Annotated in this window: 15 protein-coding genes and 1 riboswitch; of the genes, 9 read left to right on the top strand and 6 right to left on the bottom strand. The window is 61.7% G+C overall.

All coding sequences use genetic code 11. The features are described 5' to 3' along the window. The first annotated feature begins 23 nt into the window (after window positions 1–23). Entirely contained in the window at window positions 24–788 is a 765-nt protein-coding gene (locus AD663_RS25410; RefSeq protein WP_003186509.1) for a hypothetical protein, read from the top strand. 48 nt (window positions 789–836) lie between these two features. Continuing rightward, window positions 837–1,940, top strand: coding sequence for a glycosyltransferase (locus AD663_RS25405; protein WP_003186506.1), 1,104 nt, complete (start codon window positions 837–839; stop codon window positions 1,938–1,940). Here AD663_RS25405 and AD663_RS25400 read toward each other — a convergent pair. Continuing rightward, the gene (locus AD663_RS25400; protein WP_003186504.1) at window positions 1,926–2,531 is read right to left on the bottom strand and encodes a hypothetical protein; all 606 of its coding nucleotides are present in this window, start codon (window positions 2,529–2,531) and stop codon (window positions 1,926–1,928) included. The two genes, AD663_RS25405 and AD663_RS25400, sit on opposite strands and share 15 nt — an antisense overlap. A 107-nt stretch (window positions 2,532–2,638) precedes the next feature. Between AD663_RS25400 and AD663_RS25395 the strand changes: the two genes are divergently transcribed. The 4 genes from AD663_RS25395 (at window position 2,639) to hldE (ending at window position 7,852) form a co-directional block, all read left to right on the top strand. After that, the gene (locus AD663_RS25395) at window positions 2,639–3,811 is read left to right on the top strand and encodes an O-antigen ligase (RefSeq protein ID WP_003186502.1); all 1,173 of its coding nucleotides are present in this window, start codon (window positions 2,639–2,641) and stop codon (window positions 3,809–3,811) included. A gap of 15 nt (window positions 3,812–3,826) precedes the next feature. Further along, window positions 3,827–5,632, top strand: a complete 1,806-nt coding sequence (gene msbA / locus AD663_RS25390; RefSeq protein ID WP_003186500.1) for a lipid A export permease/ATP-binding protein MsbA — start codon at window positions 3,827–3,829, stop codon at window positions 5,630–5,632. Between the two features lie 90 nt (window positions 5,633–5,722). Then, a complete protein-coding gene (gene cysC / locus AD663_RS25385) occupies window positions 5,723–6,331 on the top strand; it encodes an adenylyl-sulfate kinase (protein WP_003186497.1) in 609 nt (202 codons plus the stop codon). Between the two features lie 99 nt (window positions 6,332–6,430). Next, window positions 6,431–7,852: a bifunctional D-glycero-beta-D-manno-heptose-7-phosphate kinase/D-glycero-beta-D-manno-heptose 1-phosphate adenylyltransferase HldE gene (gene hldE, locus AD663_RS25380; RefSeq protein ID WP_003186495.1), complete on the top strand. Its 1,422-nt coding sequence runs from the start codon at window positions 6,431–6,433 to the stop codon at window positions 7,850–7,852. Between the two features lie 137 nt (window positions 7,853–7,989). Here the strand turns inward: hldE and AD663_RS25375 are convergent, their stop codons facing one another. The 4 genes from AD663_RS25375 to AD663_RS25360 all read right to left on the bottom strand — a co-directional run bounded on the left by AD663_RS25375 (window position 7,990) and on the right by AD663_RS25360 (window position 11,528). Further along, the gene (locus AD663_RS25375; RefSeq protein WP_003186493.1) at window positions 7,990–8,955 is read right to left on the bottom strand and encodes a hypothetical protein; all 966 of its coding nucleotides are present in this window, start codon (window positions 8,953–8,955) and stop codon (window positions 7,990–7,992) included. Between the two features lie 34 nt (window positions 8,956–8,989). Next, complete coding sequence (locus AD663_RS25370) at window positions 8,990–9,802, bottom strand: aldo/keto reductase (protein WP_003186491.1); 813 nt, start codon at window positions 9,800–9,802, stop codon at window positions 8,990–8,992. Beyond that, window positions 9,799–10,974 carry an FAD-binding oxidoreductase gene (locus AD663_RS25365; protein WP_053214728.1) on the bottom strand — a complete coding sequence of 392 codons (1,176 nt, stop codon included), beginning with the start codon at window positions 10,972–10,974 and terminating at the stop codon, window positions 9,799–9,801. The genes AD663_RS25370 and AD663_RS25365 overlap by 4 nt, the downstream gene beginning before the upstream one ends. Window positions 10,975–11,195: 221 nt before the next feature. Continuing rightward, on the bottom strand, window positions 11,196–11,528 hold the full coding sequence (locus tag AD663_RS25360; RefSeq protein ID WP_053214727.1) for a multidrug efflux SMR transporter: 333 nt from the start codon (window positions 11,526–11,528) through the stop codon (window positions 11,196–11,198). A gap of 103 nt (window positions 11,529–11,631) precedes the next feature. On the opposite strand from AD663_RS25360, the gene AD663_RS25355 reads away from it, so the two are divergent. Both AD663_RS25355 and waaA read left to right on the top strand, forming a co-directional pair. After that, the gene (locus AD663_RS25355) at window positions 11,632–12,522 is read left to right on the top strand and encodes a LysR family transcriptional regulator (protein WP_003186486.1); all 891 of its coding nucleotides are present in this window, start codon (window positions 11,632–11,634) and stop codon (window positions 12,520–12,522) included. Window positions 12,523–12,544: 22 nt separating this feature from the next. Continuing rightward, a complete protein-coding gene (gene waaA, locus AD663_RS25350; protein WP_003186485.1) occupies window positions 12,545–13,819 on the top strand; it encodes a lipid IV(A) 3-deoxy-D-manno-octulosonic acid transferase in 1,275 nt (424 codons plus the stop codon). Between the two features lie 147 nt (window positions 13,820–13,966). Here the strand turns inward: waaA and AD663_RS25345 are convergent, their stop codons facing one another. Further along, entirely contained in the window at window positions 13,967–15,406 is a 1,440-nt protein-coding gene (locus AD663_RS25345) for a TolC family outer membrane protein (RefSeq protein ID WP_003186483.1), read from the bottom strand. A 157-nt stretch (window positions 15,407–15,563) separates the two neighbouring features. Further along, a riboswitch (TPP riboswitch) is annotated at window positions 15,564–15,669 on the top strand. A 175-nt stretch (window positions 15,670–15,844) separates the two neighbouring features. On the opposite strand from AD663_RS25345, the gene thiC reads away from it, so the two are divergent. After that, entirely contained in the window at window positions 15,845–17,734 is a 1,890-nt protein-coding gene (gene thiC / locus AD663_RS25340) for a phosphomethylpyrimidine synthase ThiC (RefSeq protein ID WP_053214726.1), read from the top strand. Window positions 17,735–17,855 lie beyond the last annotated feature (121 nt).

The following is a 17,855-nucleotide window of genomic DNA, read 5'->3' as shown; positions in this document are numbered from 1 at the left end:
CGTTTGGTTAAATGGTATTTCACGTGCAGTTTTCCGACGATAGTGACGTTACTCTGGTGGTGACCAGTTGTGGCCGGCTCGATTTGCTCGAGCGAACGCTGGAGAGTTTCGACCGGTTCAATACCGCGCCGATTCGTGAGGTCTTCATCACTGAGGATGCCGGGGACGAAGGCGTCCACGCCGTTGTCCCTGCCAGCTGGAAACACCGCACCACGGTTTTCGTCAATCGGCCGAAGCTGGGGCAGTTGGCCTCGATCGACCTGGCGTACGGGCAGGTGAAGACGCCCTACGTCTTTCATTGCGAGGATGACTGGGAGTTCTATCGCCCGGCCTTCGTGGAGGATTCGCGCACGGTCCTGGAGCAGCGTCCCGAGATCCTGCAAGTGTGGCTGCGCAATTATGTCTATGACTTGAGTGTCCATAGCCCTTACATCCACCTGGGCGAGCGGGAAGTCATCGGAGGAGTGCCCTGTTATCCATTGATTTCAGATAAACCTGAATGGCAGAGTTTTTCTCTCAACCCGGGGTTGCGACGGTTGAAGGAGTATCGGCTTTGCGCGCCCTTTGCCGGTTTCGGTGGTGAAAAAGCCCTGTCCCTTCGCTATGCACAGCTGAACTTGACGGCGGTGATGCTGGAAGGGGATGCTGTTTTGCACACCGGATTCGGCGTCCATGTGGAAGTGCCCATGGAGCGTCGGCGCAAGGCGCGTCGCAAGCGCCGCGAGCAACTCAAGATATCCCTGGTTCTCTTGCTCGGAGTCTGCATTGGCTGGCTTATCAATTACTGAATGCCGCGAAGCACGAGTTCCGGTTCGCGATAAAAGGTTTGCCGCTCGATGAGCATTATCAATGTCATGTGGGCGGGCGGTTCGCCGTTCGCTTCGGTACACAAGGTTCATGAACAGATTCTTTCGCGGATGGAGCCTGCGATGCCTGTCAGAACCTGGCTCTTGCAGGGCTCGGCGTCCGCCTGCCAGGTCGACGTAGGGCCGGCGCTCGAGTGGAATCTGACCTCTTCGCGACTCAAGGGCCGGCATGTCTGGCGCCTGTTCAAACCCCTCATGCACAGCCGTTTTCGCCAGGCGTTGCTCGACGGCGATGCTCGCGTGGTGTTGCTCGATGGCGCCGGTGTGGCCCGGACCTTATTGCCTGTTCTCAAGGACATGCCGCAGATCCGGGTGGTGGTGATTTTCCATGGCGCAACGCGGCTCAGTCGTGCGGGGCGTGATTTGCTGCGCGGGTTCCCGGCTTCACGCCTGATCCTTGCTGCGGTTTCCGAGACCCTGGCGACGTCGCTCCAGGATGACCTGGACATCCCGGTGACCGCGTTACGCAGTGCCTTCGATCCAGTGGCCTTCCAGACCGCGCTCTTGTCCCGTGAAGAGGCGCGAGCCCGATTGGGCTTGCCTTGTACGCAAGGGCGGGTATTTGGCGCAGTCGGGCGACTGGTGGACAACAAGGGGTTTGCCAGCCTGCTTGAGGCGTTTGGTCGGGCAGCGGCCGATCATTCCGATTGGCGTCTGGTGATTGTTGGTGAAGGGCCCAGTCGCGAGGCGCTACAAGCACGTATTGAACAGCCGGACCTGCTAGGCAAGGTCTCGCTGACAGGACATATCGAGGACGCGGCGACGCTTTACAGGGCGTTTGATTGGGTGCTGGTCCCGTCCAGGAATGAGGGCCTCGGGCTGATCCTTCAGGAGGCTGTGCTGGCTGGTATTCCGGTGCTGGCCAGCGATCTCGCGGTCTTTCGCGAACAATTGGGCGACACTGGTTGGTATGCGCCGGTCAACGCGGAAGGTGACTGGAGTGCGGCGATCGCAAGGGCGGCCCAGGCGCCGGCCGACGCAGTCGCTGCGGCGCAATACCAGGCACTGGCGCCTGATAAGGCCTGGCTGAGTTTCAGTCAGACCGCCCGCCAGCTGATTTCAGGCAGCCAATAAGGCGTTTTCCAATGCCTGCATTGGAAAGCTCCCGTTCAGGTTCTCTCGGGCAATATAACGAGCGAAATGTTGTAGATTGCGGCGTGCCAGGTAGCGTGGCAGGGGAGAGCGCAGGAAACGCATGTCAGCAACGTCAATCAGTCCCAGCGTGTTTTCAGGGGTGACGACGATGTTGCCCAAATGCAGCGAACGAAAATAAATGCCGCTGGCATGCAGGCTGCGAATCAGTTCGACCAGCGCCGGAAGGGCCTGCTGCCAGCTGAAGTTTTCCTGAATCGATAACTGACGCAGGGTTTTTCCTGGGAGTGGCCGATACAGTACAGCGGTCATGCCGGGCTTTTGCAGCTTGTAAAAGGCCAGCACTTCAAGCGTCGGTACGCCGAGCTCCTGGAGGCGGGCAGCATTATCGATGAATCGTGCGGAATATGGCCGTAGAAGGGCCGAAGAAAAAAGCCGCTTGCGGCGAAACAATTTAAGGATGTTCCCATCCTGCAGCAGATAGACTTTTGGGCCGTAGCTGTCGGCCTCCAGAATGTTGGCGCCTTCAATCAATTGATTCAAAGCGGCTTGGGGAAGCCGTGAGGATTGCATCGTAGGGAAACCTTGTTGAAAGAACCGGTGCCATGGCGGGCCATGATGCCCAAAAGTTTTTGTTTTCACCATGCCGGTTTGGCAGGTAGACCGTTTAGGAGCGATAGATGCAGGCAACGCGTTGGGCACAATGTTGGATGGCCTTTGGCTTGTTATGGTTTTTGCTGGCAATAGCCCTGGCACCGACCAACAAAGTCTATCAACAAGGTTTGGTTGCCTTCGTCTGGCTGCCGGCGATCATCTTCGCCTGGCCGGCCCGTCAACGACTGCTGGAGTTGTGGCGCGCGCAGCGTTTGATTTATACGGCTTTGTTGGCGCTGATGGCCTGGGCATTGATCACGCTGCTCTGGGCCGAAGCCGCCGAACCTGTTCGCGAGATCAAGCGGCTGCTGTATATCCTGGTGTTCCTGTTGTTTTTCCCGATCCTTGCCAATGGCCAACCCGATCGAGTGATTCGCATCATGCAATGGGGTGGCCTGGGGCTGGCGCTGACTGCCTTGATGGCCATCGTCCGTTTCTACGGCTTGGCAAACAACCCATGGGATGCGCGCGTGGAAGGGCTGGGAGAGTTGTCCCATCCGATCCTCGGCGGTTACGTGATCGGTCTGGCGGCTGTCTGGATGCTGCACTGGGTGCCGCGCCATTTCGGCCTGCGACTGCTTTGGGTAGTCGCCCTGGCGCTGCTGGCGGTGTTCGTGGTGGCGAGCCAGAGTCGCGGCGCCGCACTGGCCCTGCTGCTCAGCGTATTGGCCATGCCGATCTACTGCCGGGACCAGCGTGCCCGCATAATCGCCGCCACGGCGCTGGTGCTGGCGATGCTGACCTTCTGGCTGCTCGAACCGCTGGTAATGGCTCGCGGCGCCTCCTATCGCCCCGAGATTTTCATATCGAGCCTGCACATGATCGCCGAGCGTCCATGGGGCGGCCTTGGAATCGCCGCGGACTACCGGATTACCAGCCACGGCCTGACGTTTGATCATGCTCACAATCTGTTCAGTCATGTTGCCATCCAATTCGGGTTGCCTGGGCTATTGCTGTGGTGCGTCGTCTGGTTCGCCGTGTTGCGCGAAGCCTGGCGGGCCCGGGACAGCCTGCTGGGCCGGGGCGTGCTCGGCATGTGGGTATTTTCGTTCCTGGCGATGCAATTCGATGCCGCCAGCCTGGCTGGAACCCCCCGCGCCGAGTGGTTCATCAGCTGGCTGCCGATTGGCCTGGCGAGCGTTTTGACCTGGGCGCGGGTCAATTCCGATGGCTGTGATAAAATTCCGCGTTCTTCCTAACCAGTGAGCCTGACGATGAGTGACGCACCGCCAAAAGCGGAACAGGATTCCAGCCTGAAGATCTATTTTCGCTTGCTGGGATACGTCAAACCCTACGCGGGCATTTTCCTGCTGAGTATCGTGGGTTTCGTGATATTTGCTTCCACCCAGCCCATGCTGGCCGGGATCCTCAAATATTTTGTCGATGGCTTGAGCAACCCTGATGCGGTGCTCTTTCCCAATGTGCCATACCTCAAGGACCTGAAACTGCTGATGGCGGTGCCGCTGCTGATCATCCTGATCGCTGCCTGGCAGGGCCTGGGCTCATTCCTGGGCAACTATTACCTGGCCAGGGTTTCCCTGGGGTTGGTGCATGACCTGCGGGTCGAGTTGTTCAAGAAGTTGCTGGTGCTGCCCAACCGCTATTTCGACACCCACAATTCCGGGCACCTGATTTCCCGAATCACCTTCAACGTGACCATGGTCACCGGCGCGGCTACCGATGCGATCAAGGTGGTGATACGCGAAGGGCTTACCGTGGTGTTCCTCTTCGCCTACCTGGTGTGGATGAACTGGAAGCTGACTCTGGTCATGCTGGCGATCCTGCCGCTGATTGCGGTCATGGTCAGCAGCACCAGCAAGAAATTTCGCAAGCAAAGCAAGAAAATCCAGGTGGCCATGGGCGACGTGACACACGTCGCCTCCGAAACCATCCAGGGCTACCGCGTGGTGCGCAGCTTCGGCGGCGAGGCCTACGAGGAGCAGCGCTTTGCCAGCGCCAGCCAGGGCAATACCGATAAGCAATTGCGCATGACTCGCACCGGTGCGGTCTATACGCCCATGCTGCAACTGGTGATCTACACCGCCATGGCGGCCCTGATGTTCCTGGTGCTGTTCCTGCGCGGCGACGCGACCGCCGGTGACTTGGTGGCCTACATCACTGCGGCGGGCTTGCTGCCCAAGCCGATTCGCCAGCTCTCGGAAGTCAGTTCCACCATCCAGAAAGGCGTGGCCGGTGCCGAAAGCATCTTCGAGCAATTGGATGTCGAGCCTGAAGTCGACAAGGGCACCGTCGAGCAGGAACGCGTCAGCGGCCGTCTTGACGTGCGTAACCTGAGCTTTACCTACCCCGGCGCTGACCGCGAGGTGCTCAAGGACATCAGTTTCACGGCGGCACCCGGGCAGATGATCGCGTTGGTGGGGCGTTCGGGCAGCGGCAAGTCGACCCTGGCGAGTCTCATCCCGCGTTTCTATCACCATGAGGTCGGCCAGATACTGCTCGACGACGTGGAAATCGAAGACTACCGGCTGCGCAACCTGCGTCGTCATGTGGCCCAAGTCACCCAGCACGTCACGCTGTTCAATGACACAGTGGCCAACAACATCGCCTACGGTGATCTGGCCGGCGCGCCACGGGCCGACATCGAAAAGGCTGCCCAGGATGCCTACGCGATGGATTTCATTGCGCAGTTGCCCAACGGCCTGGACACCGAAGTGGGCGAAAACGGCGTGCTGCTGTCCGGCGGCCAGCGTCAGCGCCTGGCGATTGCCAGGGCACTGTTGAAAAACGCACCGTTACTGATCCTTGACGAGGCGACCTCGGCGCTGGATACCGAGTCCGAACGGCACATCCAGGCGGCACTGGACCAGGTCATGAAGGGCCGCACTACCTTGGTCATCGCCCACCGGCTGTCGACCATTGAAAAGGCCGACATGATCCTGGTGATGGACCAGGGCCGTATCGTCGAACGGGGCACCCATGGCGAGCTCCTGGCGCAGAATGGCTACTATGCGCGTCTGCACGCCATGGGCCTGGACGCTCCCGCTCAGAATATCGCCTGAGTCTGTGGGAGCGTATGGACCTGTTCAGTGGCTACACTCCGGTAATGCCGCTGCGGTGGGTGTGCCCGTGTGACGATGAGATGCCCGGCCATGAACGAAACGACAGGGATAGCGATGCAACAGGCACAGGTTCGCCCTTATGCGCTGGCGGTCACGCCACAGGATCGGGCCGCCATCAAGGCCCAGCGGCCACGCTGCATCTGGCTGACCGGGTTGTCGGGGGCTGGCAAGTCGACGCTGGCCAACGCCTTGGAAGCGCGGCTCAATCGGCAAGGGCTGCATACGTCGCTGCTCGATGGCGACAACCTGCGCCAGGGACTGTGCCGGGGCCTGGGCATGGATGCCGAGGCCCGCAAGGAGAACATTCGGCGCATCGCCGAGGTGGCGCGGCTGATGGTCGATGCCGGCCTGATCGTCATCGTCGCGGCCATTTCGCCGTTTCGCGCCGACCGGGAGGCGGCCCGCCAGTTGTTTCCTGCAGATACCTTTATCGAGGTATACATCAGCACACCTTTTGAAGTCTGCGCGCAGCGGGACCCAAAGGGGTTGTATCGCGAAGCCCGTGCCGGGCGGATCAAGAATTTCACCGGCCTGGACAGTCCCTACGAAGCGCCACTTGCGCCGGATTGCCAGATTGACACCAGCGAGGTGGAGCTGGCCCAGGCCTGTGAGCGCCTGCTGGCGCTGCTGCAGGATTGACCGGCGACGCGTCCTGTCATCGCGTCGCTGCCATGGCCAAGCCTGCGCCAACCCTGTGCTAATATCGCGGCCCTGTTCATTTTGTATGTGGGATGTTCCATGAAGTTGTCCATGCCGCGATTCGATCAAGCCCCTGTATTGGTGGTCGGCGATGTCATGCTCGACCGCTACTGGCATGGCGGTACCTCCCGGATTTCCCCTGAGGCCCCGGTACCGGTGGTCAAGGTCGAGCACATCGAGGATCGCCCCGGTGGTGCCGCCAACGTTGCCCTGAACATTGCCGCCCTCGGCGCGCCGGCTTCCCTGGTGGGCGTGACCGGTGACGACGAAGCCGCCGACAGCCTGACCAATAGCCTCAAGGGCGCTGGCGTGCGGGCGATTTTCCAGCGCATTGCGCACCAGCCGACCATCGTCAAGCTGCGGGTCATGAGTCGCCACCAGCAACTGCTGCGCATCGACTTCGAAGAACCGTTCGCCACCGATCCCCTGGCTCTTGGCGCCGAAGTCGACAACCTGCTCGAAGGCATCAAGGTGCTGGTGCTGTCGGACTACGGCAAAGGCGCGCTGAAAAACCACCAGGTGTTGATCCAGGCCGCCCGTGCCCGTGGCATTCCTGTGTTGGCCGATCCCAAGGGCAAGGATTTTTCCATCTACCGTGGCGCCAGCCTGATCACGCCGAACCTCAGCGAGTTCGAAACCATCGTCGGCGGTTGCGTCGATGAGCATGAACTGGTGAGCAAAGGCGCCCAGTTGATGGCAGACCTCGACCTCGGTGCCCTGCTGGTGACCCGTGGCGAACATGGCATGACCTTGCTGCGCCCCGATCACCCTGCGTTGCACCTGCCGGCCCGTGCCCGTGAAGTGTTCGACGTGACAGGCGCCGGCGACACGGTGATTTCCACGCTGGCCGCCGCTATTGCCGCTGGCGAGGAACTGCCTCATGCCGTGGCCCTGGCGAACCTGGCGGCGGGCATCGTCGTTGGTAAGCTCGGTACGGCGGCCATCAGTGCCCCGGAACTGCGGCGCGCCATCCAGCGCGAAGAAGGTTCCGAGCGGGGCGTGCTGGGCCTGGAGCAGTTGCTGCTGGCCGTTGACGATGCCCGTGCCCACAACGAACGAATCGTCTTTACCAACGGTTGCTTCGACATCCTCCACGCCGGCCACGTGACTTACCTGGAGCAGGCTCGCGCCCAGGGGGATCGCTTGATCGTTGCGGTCAATGACGATGCCTCCGTAAGCCGTCTCAAGGGGCCGGGTCGTCCGATCAACAGCGTTGACCGGCGCATGGCAGTCCTCGCCGGCCTTGGCGCGGTGGATTGGGTGATCAGCTTCAGCGAGGGCACGCCGGAAAACCTGCTGCGCCAGGTCAAGCCGGATGTGCTGGTCAAGGGCGGCGACTATGGCATCGACCAAGTCGTTGGAGCGGACATCGTCACGGCCTACGGCGGCACGGTGAAAGTGCTGGGGCTGGTGGAAAACAGCTCGACGACGGCGATTGTGGAGAAGATCCGCAATAACTGAGTCGCACTTTGTAGTATGGCGACTGTTGTGGCGAGGGAGCTTGCTCCCGCTTGGGTGCGCAGCGCCCATAAAAAGGCTTGCTGCGCAACCCAGCGGGAACAAGCTCCCTCGCCACAACAGCGTTCCAATTGCTGTAACTAGCGAGCCACCTTGCGCGGCACGATCTTCTTGAGCAATTGCCGGGCCTTGCCCTTGAGTCGGGTCAGGCCCGATTCCTTGCCTGGCGGCGTCAACCCTTGCTGGCGCAGCCAGTCCTTCCAGCGAATTCGCTCGTCACGCACCAGCCAGCCTTCCTGCCTGGCGAAACTTTCCGCCAGGTACAGCCCGCGCGTGCTGGCCGGATACAGTTGATCCTTTTTCAAGGTATATAGCTCGGGAAGGGGTTGCCCATCATGCAACGGCATTAGATAAAGATCAGGGCGTTTGCGGTCCAAGCGTGCCACCAACTGATCGCCCTCAAGTCGCTCATCGACATGAAACAGGCTCAGGGACTTGGCTTCCTTGGGCACATCCAGGCGCAAGTCGTAGATCAGTTGCAGTGACGCCGTCGGCAGGTGCACGTAGGCCCGTGGCCGCTCGATCAATTGCAGATTGGCGCTGCGAACGGGGCGGGCCGAGCCCGACAGCGGCGTCAGGCGAAAGGGCAAGGCTTCGCGATAATGCAGCGCCGTGGCGTAGGGTGCCGGTAGCCAAGTGTCGTTGAAGCGTCCGCCGAGCCAGCCTTCCGGGGTTTCCAGCAGGCACTCTTCAGCGATTTCATTGATGGCGGTGAGCAGCGGCAGGTTCAGTTCATGGGCCGGGACGTAGCCGGAAATCAACTTGAGCACCACATCGCCACGGTCCTGTCGGCGTTGGCGCACCAGTACCCAATAGTCGCGATTTTGCCAATGTAGGGTCAGGCGCACCGAGACGCCCAGGTTGGCGAGCTCCAGCGAGAAACGCTCAGCATCGGCGACGGCCACGGGACGGCGGCGCTGCAATGTTTGCGCAAAGTTAAGCGGCATCCCGACGCTCTGATAAGTCAGGCCTTCGGGCGTCGCTTCGACGAACAGGGGCAGGGTCTTGAAGTTGCTTGGATTTTTTCTGATGAGCGTACGCGGCATGTCGGCTCCTTCCTTAATGCCGCGCAAAGCGGCGTCAGTTATTACGCAGGACCTTGGCTACGGTCGCGACGTTATGGGCGAGGTGCAGCGGATTAATGGTGCCGACAATAGCACTGGCAACCCCGGGATGCTCAAACAACAGTTCGAAGCTGGCGCGAACCGGGTCTACCCCGGGGCTCAGGCAGGCGTGACCGCTGGCCAAGGCTTTTTTCACCAGGATCGCCTTGCCGTGTTCGACAGCGTAGTCAATGACAGCTTTCTCGCTTCGTTCGTTCAGATTGTAGGTGACCATCGCGCAGTCGCCTTGCTCCAAGGCTCTGAGACCGCCTTCGACGGTCTTGCCGGAGAAGCCGAAGCCGCCGATCTTGCCCTCACGCTTGAGCGCGGCCAATGTCGGGTAGACTTCGCTGTCGTTGAGGATCGCCAGATCATTGCCGTCAGAGTGCACCAGCACCAGGTCGATATAGTCCGTTTCCAGGCGCTTGAGGCTGCGTTCCACCGAGACTCGGGTATGAGCGGCGCTGAAATCGTGACGCGACTCGCCGTTGCTGAACTCTTCCCCGACCTTGCTGACAATCACCCAGTCCTGGCGCTGGCCGCGCAGCAGCGGGCCAAGACGCTCCTCGCTGCGGCCATAGGCCGGCGCGGTGTCGATCAGGTTGATGCCCAGGTCGCGCGCCAGCTTGAGCAGCATGCGCGCTTCATCGTCATCGGGAATGCGGAAGCCGTTGGGGTATTTGACACCCTGGTCGCGGCCGAGCTTGACGGTACCCAGGCCGAGTGGGGAGACCCACGGGCCGTTAGGGCTCAGCGGACGATGAAGGTCGTGCAGGGTCGGTTGGCTCATGGCAGTAATTGATCCCAGGCAGGCACACCCATGGGCGGCTTCGGCAACTCGGGGAGTGGTGTCGGATGGCTGGGCTGGATGCCGTCGCGTTGCAGCGCACTGAACACCCGATCGGCGAAATCCGGGGCCAAGGCCAGTTTGGTCGGCCAACCCACCAACAGGCGATCCTGCTCGGCGAGAAAGGCGTTGTCCGGGCGCGTCAGGCCCGATTGCAAGGGCTCGGCGCGATCGACTCGCAGCGTGGCCCACTGCGCGGTGCTCAGGTCTATCCAAGGCAGTAATTGGCCCAGCTCTTTCTGCGCGGCGGCAATCTGTGCGGCAGGCTCGCGGGCCACAGCGTCACCTTCGGCGAGATCGCCACCCAGGTACCAGACCCATTGGCCGTCGGCGGCCGGGTGAGTGGTCACGGTGACGCGCGGCTTCGGCCCGCCGCCCAGGCAATGGGCATAGAGCGGCTTGAGGCTCGGCCCCTTGACCAGGACCATGTGCAGCGGCCGGCGTTGCATGGCCGGCTGGTCCAGGCCCAGGGCGTCGAGCAGGTCGGCAGTACCGCCACCGGCGCTGAGGACAATGCGCTGGGCACGGATCTCGCGGCCGTCCACTTTCAGACCGGTCAGCTCGCCGCCTTCGCGCAGTGGTTCGATGTGTTGTCCGGCCAGCAGGCTGTCGCCAGCCAGTTCCGCCAGGCGAGCGATCAGGCTGGGGACATCTACCACCAATTCGGCCAAGCGATAAACCTTGCCCTTGAAGCGCTTGTCTTGCAGGGCTGGCGGCAGTTGCTCGCCCTTGACCTGATCGACCCGCCCGCGCACGGCTTTGCTGGCGAAAAAGCTAGTCAGGTTGCCAGCCAGGGTGCCGGGGGACCAGAGGTAATGGGCATCGGAGAGCATGCGCACGCCGGACAGGTCCAGCTCACCGTCGCCCTTCAGGGCTTCGCGCCAGCGGCGGGGCATGTCGGCGATGGCTTCCGAGGCACCGGTCAGGGCGCCATGCAAGGCGTATTTGGCGCCGCCATGGATGATGCCCTGGGATTTGACGCTCTGCCCACCACCGAGGGTGGCGCTTTCCACCAGCACGGTCGAAAAACCCTGGCGACGCAGGCGTGCGTTCAACCAGAGGCCGGCGACTCCGGCGCCGACAATCAGGACGTCGGTGGAAATAACGGATGGCATGCGGCGACCTCAGTGTTCTAGACGAGGACGCAGTATACAGACTCGATGCTATTGGGATTTGCTGGCGATCAACGTCGGCAGCTGGCGAGGAAAGCTTTGTGGCGAGGGAGCTTGCTCCCGCTTGGGTGCGAAGCGCCCATTAAAGATGGGGTTGCTGCGCAACCCAGCGGGAGCAAGCTCCCTCGCCACACATGTGTTCCAACACGATGATCGGTGTGTTCTCAGTGTCCAGCGGTCTTGGAGAACAGCTGGATCACCACCACTCCAAGAACAATCAACGCCATCCCCAGCATCGCCGGCACGTCCAGCTTCTGCCCGTAGATGAACAGCGCAGCCACGCTGACCAAGACAATTCCCATTCCCGCCCAGACCGCATAGGCCACGCCCACCGGAACAGTGCGCACCACCAGGGTGAGCATCCAGAACGCGATGCCATAACCGGCGATGACGAGCAGCAAGGGCAGGGGTGTGCTCAAGCCTTTGATCGCTTTCATCGAAACGGTGGCGATCACTTCGGCGCAGATTGCGATGCCCAGGTAGTAGTAAGCGTTCATAGGCCGTTCCTCGTTGAATGTGCCGTCTTTCGTGTCGCTTATTTTAGAGTGATCCCAGATGCGGTAAAGTCATTACCTATCTGTTTATGAGATAGGTCGCGCCATGAATGTTCAATGGAATCTGGAGCAACTGCGGCTGTTCGTCGGTGTCGCCGAAAAACGTTCGTTTTCGGCCGTCGCCCGGGATCAGCGCAAGGCTCAATCGGCCATCAGCAGCGGTATTGCCTTGTTGGAAACCGATCTGGGTGTAAGCCTGTTCGAGCGCAGCAGCGGCCGTCAGCCCAAGCTCACCGATGCAGGCGAAGCCCTGCTGGAAGAAGCCAAGGAAGTGCTGCGCCAGTGCGAGCGCCTCAACGGTCGCGCCCTGGCCCTGATGCGTGGACAGGAAGCGTCGCTGCGCTTGGCCCAGGACGAAGCCATGCCCTATCAACCCGTAATCGACAGCCTGGCGGCGCTGGCCGAGCGATTCCCCACCCTCGAAGTGCAACTGGCCAGCGCCGCCCAGGGCGATGTGGCGCGCAAACTGGTGGAGCGTCGCGCTGATCTGGGGTTGCTGTTCTATCACGACCAGATTCCCGAGGCGCTGGAGCGCCGGGTGTTGGGCAGCGTCGAGATGGTCACGGTGTGCGGCAGGCAGCATCCGTTGGCAAACCATGGTTATGTGACCTGCCTGGAAATGGCCCGGCACCGGCAGTTGTTAATGGCAACCCAGTCCAGCGTCTATCCCGGCAGTGAGCAGGCCAGCCCGCAGGTCTGGCGGGCCGACAGTTTCTACGTGCTGGCCGAATGGCTTCGGTGTGGCTTGGGCTGGGCCTGGCTGCCGCGGCATGTGGTGCAATACCCGGCGTACCTGGGCGATATGGTCGAGCTCAAGAGCGAATGGACCCCGCCGGCCCTGGTGGTGGAACTGGTCTGGCGCCGCGACGAGCCCCTGGGCCCGGCCGCACGCTGGCTGGCGGAACGTTTTGCGGTGCAGTTGCAGGCGCTCGGTTGAAAAACCGATAAACTCCGCCGCCATGAACAGAACTCTCTATAGCGCGTTGTTTTATCTGGGGCTGCCACTGGTAGCGATTCGGCTGTGGCTGCGGGCTCGCAAGGCGCCGGCTTATGCCCGGCGCATCGGCGAACGTTTTTCCTGGGGACTGCCGAGCCTGGTACCGGGCGGGATCTGGGTCCACTCGGTGTCGGTGGGCGAGAGCATTGCCGCCGCGCCGATGATTCGTGCCTTGCTGCAACGGTATCCACAGCTGCCGATCACCGTCACTTGCATGACGCCCACCGGCTCGGAGCGGATCCAGGCGCTGTTCGCCGACGAGCCGCGCATCCAGCATTGTTATCTGCCTTACGATTTGCCTTGCGCCGCCAAGCGTTTCCTCGACCGGGCTCGTCCGATCCTGGCGGTGATCATGGAAACCGAACTGTGGCCCAACCACATCCACCAATGCGCCCGGCGTGGCATTCCCGTGGCCTTGGCCAACGCGCGGCTGTCGGAGCGCTCGGCCCGTGGTTATGCGCGATTCCCCAAACTGACCCGGCCGATGCTCGCCGAGATGAGCCTGTTCGCCGTGCAGACCGAAGCTGAAGCCGAGCGCTTTCGCCAGTTGGGTGCCCGGGCGGAAACCGTCGAGGTCACCGGTTCGATCAAGTTCGACCTGACCATCGACCCGCAATTGCTCGAAAGCGCCAGTGCCTTGCGTCGTCAGTGGCAAGCCACGGAGCGCCCGGTGTGGATCGCCGCCAGCACCCATGAAGGCGAGGACGAAGTGGTGCTGGCTGCCCACCGTCGGCTGCTCGACAGCTATCCCGATGCGTTGCTGATTCTGGTGCCGCGGCACCCCGAGCGCTTCGACTCCGTATACCAGCTCTGTGAGGGGCAAGGTTTCGCCACGGTCCGGCGGTCCAGCGCACAACCGGTCGGTGTCCAGGCTTCGGTATTGCTGGGCGACACCATGGGCGAACTGCTGTTTCTCTACGCCCTGGCCGACAGCGCTTTTGTCGGTGGCAGCCTGGTGCCCAACGGTGGGCACAATTTGCTGGAGCCGGCGGCGCTGGCAAAACCGGTGCTCAGTGGGCCGCACCTGTTCAACTTCCTCGAAATCGCCGCCCAGTTGCGCGCCGCCGGTGCGTTGCAGGAAGTCGAGGATGCCGAAAGCCTGGCCCTGGCGATACAACGCCTGTTCGAACTGCCCCGTGATGCCCAGCGCATGGCCGAGGCGGGCTTGAAGGTGATGCGCACCAATCAGGGGGCGCTGCAGCGCTTGCTGGAGGGGTTGGGGCGGCTGATCGATTGAGCTTTTGTGGCGAGGGAGCTTGCTCCCGCTCGGCTGCGAAGCGGCCGTAAAACCGGCATCACGGTTCTGGCTGGCAGAACGCGGTGACTGGTTTTGGGCCTGCTTCGCAGGCCAGCGGGAGCAAGCTTCCTCGCCACAAGGGTGTCGTTATTGTGCCGGCCGCGAGCGCAACTGTGCGGCCGCGGCCTGGGCCAGGTCCGGCGGGAGGAAGTCGCGGTCCGGGTTGTAGTCGGGCTTGAGGTAGCGCGACAGATCCTGCAAATCGGCCGGGCTCAGGGTGCCGGCGGCCTGCTTGAGGCGCAGGTTGTCGAGGATGTAGTCGTAGCGGGCGTTGTTGTAGTTGCGCACCGAGGTGTACAGCTGACGCTGTGCATCGAGCACATCGACGATGTTGCGGGTACCTACCTGGTAGCCGATTTCCGTGGCCTCCACCGCGCTCTGGTTGGAGATGATCGACTGGCGCCGGGCCTGGACCTGCTCCACATCGGTGTTCACCGCACGGTGCAGGTTGCGGGTGTTTTCCACCACTTGGCGGCGCAGGCCTTCGCGCTGCTGTTCGGTCTGGGTGAGCTGCGAGTAGGATTCGCGCACTTGGGAACTGGTCAATCCGCCGCTGTAGATCGGGATACTCAGTTGCAAGCCAATGGTGCGTTGCTCGGCATCGCCACCGTAGCGCTGCCCGGTAGGGTTCGGGTTGGTGAAGCCGAGGCCGTCGTTGTCGCCTTTTTTATACTGCGCGATCGCATCGAGGGTCGGTGCATGGCCGGCCTTGCGTTGGCGCAGGGTGTCTTCGGCGGCGTCGACGGCGTAGTTGCTGGCCAGCAGATTCAGGTTCTGCTTGGCTGCCGTGTCGACCCAAGCCTTGGCGTCGTTCGGTGTCGGCGCCAGGATCGGCAGGGTGTGGACAATCCCCTGGAGCGAGTTGTACTGACGGTTGGTCAGGGTGATCAGTGCTTCGAACGCATCCTCCACCTGGCGCTGGGCGAGGATCCGGTTGGCCCGTGCGGTGTCGTAGCTGGCCTGGGACTGCAACACGTCGGTCTTGTCCGACAGGCCTACGTCGAAGCGCTCATTGGACTGGTCGAGCTGGCGCTTGAATGCGGCTTCCTCGGCCTTGGTCGAGGCCAGGTTGTCCTGGCTGCGCAGCACATTGAAATAACTCTCGGCGCTTTGCAGGATCATGTTCTGTTCGGTAGCCGACAGCTGCAGCGACGCTTGTTCGTTGACGGATTTGGCTGCCTGGAGCTGGAACCAGCGGTCGGCGCGGAAAATCGGTTGGGACAACGTGGCCTGGTAAACCGTGGAGCTGCGGGTGGCGGTCAGGGCCGGTTGGTCGAGCTCGGTACGGGTGTTGTTCAGGTCGGCACCGCCTGAAATATTGGGCAGCAAACCGGCACGCGCCTGGGGCACGACTTCCTTCTGGGCGCCGTACTGGGCGCGGGCAGCAGCCAGGTCGGCGTTGTTATCCACGGCCTCCTGATAAACGCTCACCAGGTCGGTTTTGGTGGATAACGGAGCTTCGGCAGCCCAAGCCATTCCATTGGACGCACAAGACACGGCAAGGGCCAGTGAGAGTTTGCGCAACATGAGGCGATCCCTACGTTCAAAGATAAAGGCGCAATACAGGCGCGCGGCGTAGCGAGTGTAGTTGCGTGCAGGCACGGCAACAATCCTGCATATGCGCCATTCATCAAGCCTTTTGCCCGGACGATGGCGTTCTGCGCCGGTTGTGTCTAGACTGGCCGGGTTCTTGTCGGGGTGCCTTGCTATGAGGCTGAGATCGAATAATTTCGGATCCCGTTGAACCTGATCAGGTTAACGCCTGCGTAGGGAACAAGATTTCTCGTCACCCGGCGAGTCCTCTTGTGCTTCGTCCGGGATGTTGTTCGACCATCGACTTTCGATCTTCGAACATGTTCGAGCAGCAAGCACAGCGTCCGCACTTTCGTGCTGGGACGCGTCCATTCGTTACAGGTTCGCTCCGACAAAAATCCACTGCCTGGATGTGTGTCTGGAGAGCCCGTGATGACGACAAAATCAAAAAACGCGACCAACCTCAGTGATTCGGCCCAGGTCGATGAGCAATCGGTTCAGCCCTTTACCCGCTCGCAAAAAATCTATGTCCAGGGCAGCCGCCCGGATATCCGCGTACCCATGCGCGAAATCAGCCTCGACGTGACGCCTACCGACTTCGGCGGCGAGATCAACGCGCCGGTGGTGGTGTACGACACTTCGGGTCCGTACACCGACCCGAACGTGAGCATCGACGTGCGCAAAGGCTTGGCCGATGTGCGCTCTTCGTGGATCGAAGCCCGTGGCGACACTGAGCGCCTGGCGGGCCTGAGCTCCAACTTCGGCCAGGAGCGCTTGGCCGATCCCGAACTGACCAAGCTGCGTTTCGCCCATGTGAACAACCCGCGGCGTGCCAAGCCGGGCGCCAACGTCAGCCAGATGCATTACGCGCGCAAAGGCATCATCACCGCCGAGATGGAATACGTCGCCATCCGCGAAAACATGAAGCTGGAAGTGGCCCGCGCCGCCGGCCTGCTGGACCAGCAACACGCCGGCCACAGCTTCGGCGCCAGCGTGCCGAAGATCATCACTCCGGAATTCGTGCGTGACGAAATCGCCCGTGGCCGCGCGATCATTCCGGCCAACATCAACCACACCGAACTGGAACCGATGATCATCGGCCGTAACTTCCTGGTGAAGATCAACGGCAACATCGGCAACAGCGCCCTGGGCTCGTCCATCGAAGAAGAAGTGGCGAAACTGACCTGGGGCATCCGCTGGGGCTCGGACACGGTCATGGACCTGTCGACCGGCAAGCATATCCACGAAACCCGCGAGTGGATTATCCGCAACTCGCCGGTACCGATTGGCACCGTGCCGATCTACCAAGCCCTGGAAAAAGTCGGCGGCGCGGCCGAAGACCTGACTTGGGAGCTGTTTCGCGACACGCTGATCGAACAGGCCGAGCAGGGTGTCGACTACTTCACCATCCACGCCGGCGTGCTGCTGCGCTATGTGCCGCTGACCGCCAAGCGCGTCACCGGCATCGTCAGCCGGGGTGGTTCGATCATGGCCAAGTGGTGCCTGGCGCACCATAAGGAAAACTTCCTCTACACCCACTTCGAAGACATCTGCGAAATCATGAAGGCCTACGACGTCAGCTTCTCGCTGGGCGATGGCCTGCGTCCGGGCTCGATTGCCGACGCCAACGACGAAGCGCAGTTCGGTGAGCTGGAAACCCTCGGCGAGCTGACCAAGATCGCCTGGAAGCACGACGTGCAGTGCATGATCGAAGGCCCGGGCCACGTGCCGATGCAGTTGATCAAAGAGAACATGGACAAGCAGCTGGAGTGCTGCGACGAAGCGCCGTTCTACACCCTCGGCCCACTGACCACCGACATCGCGCCGGGCTACGACCACATCACCTCCGGCATCGGTGCGGCGATGATCGGCTGGTTCGGTTGCGCCATGCTTTGCTACGTGACTCCGAAAGAACACTTGGGGCTGCCGAACAAGGATGACGTCAAGACCGGGATCATTACCTACAAGATTGCTGCCCACGCGGCCGACTTGGCCAAAGGTCACCCCGGCGCGCAGATCCGCGACAATGCCTTGAGCAAGGCGCGCTTCGAATTCCGTTGGGAAGACCAGTTCAACCTCGGCCTGGACCCGGATACCGCCCGCTCGTACCACGACGAAACCCTGCCGAAGGACTCGGCCAAGGTCGCGCATTTCTGCTCGATGTGCGGGCCGAAATTCTGCTCGATGAAAATCACCCAGGAAGTGCGCGAGTACGCGGCTAATCAGCGCATTGAAACGGTGGACGTGGACGTCGCCCAGGGTTTGGCGGAGCAGGCTGAGCGGTTCAAGCAGGAAGGTAGCCAGCTTTACAAGAAAGTGTGATGTGAGCCCAAGGTGGCGGTGACTTCACCGCCGCCTTCGCGAGCAAGCCCGCTCCCACAGTAGATCGTTGGTGTACGCAGCTTTTGTGTTCACAGCAGGTCCATTGTGGGAGCGGGCTTGC

The sequence above is a fragment of the Pseudomonas sp. Q12-87 genome, from assembly GCF_001269755.1.
GTDB lineage: Bacteria > Pseudomonadota > Gammaproteobacteria > Pseudomonadales > Pseudomonadaceae > Aquipseudomonas > Aquipseudomonas fluorescens_S.
This window is presented reverse-complemented; position numbering and strand designations above follow the sequence as displayed.

Coding starts and splice junctions, on each gene's coding strand:
- AD663_RS25360 (WP_053214727.1), bottom strand. CDS start 11,528: ATGAACGCTTACTACTACCTGGGCATCGCAATCTGCGCCGAAGTGATC.
- AD663_RS25395 (WP_003186502.1), top strand. CDS start 2,639: ATGCAGGCAACGCGTTGGGCACAATGTTGGATGGCCTTTGGCTTGTTA.
- cysC (WP_003186497.1), top strand. CDS start 5,723: ATGAACGAAACGACAGGGATAGCGATGCAACAGGCACAGGTTCGCCCT.
- thiC (WP_053214726.1), top strand. CDS start 15,845: ATGACGACAAAATCAAAAAACGCGACCAACCTCAGTGATTCGGCCCAG.
- AD663_RS25355 (WP_003186486.1), top strand. CDS start 11,632: ATGAATGTTCAATGGAATCTGGAGCAACTGCGGCTGTTCGTCGGTGTC.
- AD663_RS25345 (WP_003186483.1), bottom strand. CDS start 15,406: ATGTTGCGCAAACTCTCACTGGCCCTTGCCGTGTCTTGTGCGTCCAAT.
- AD663_RS25365 (WP_053214728.1), bottom strand. CDS start 10,974: ATGCCATCCGTTATTTCCACCGACGTCCTGATTGTCGGCGCCGGAGTC.
- hldE (WP_003186495.1), top strand. CDS start 6,431: ATGAAGTTGTCCATGCCGCGATTCGATCAAGCCCCTGTATTGGTGGTC.
- AD663_RS25370 (WP_003186491.1), bottom strand. CDS start 9,802: ATGAGCCAACCGACCCTGCACGACCTTCATCGTCCGCTGAGCCCTAAC.
- AD663_RS25400 (WP_003186504.1), bottom strand. CDS start 2,531: ATGCAATCCTCACGGCTTCCCCAAGCCGCTTTGAATCAATTGATTGAA.
- msbA (WP_003186500.1), top strand. CDS start 3,827: ATGAGTGACGCACCGCCAAAAGCGGAACAGGATTCCAGCCTGAAGATC.
- AD663_RS25375 (WP_003186493.1), bottom strand. CDS start 8,955: ATGCCGCGTACGCTCATCAGAAAAAATCCAAGCAACTTCAAGACCCTG.
- AD663_RS25405 (WP_003186506.1), top strand. CDS start 837: ATGAGCATTATCAATGTCATGTGGGCGGGCGGTTCGCCGTTCGCTTCG.
- waaA (WP_003186485.1), top strand. CDS start 12,545: ATGAACAGAACTCTCTATAGCGCGTTGTTTTATCTGGGGCTGCCACTG.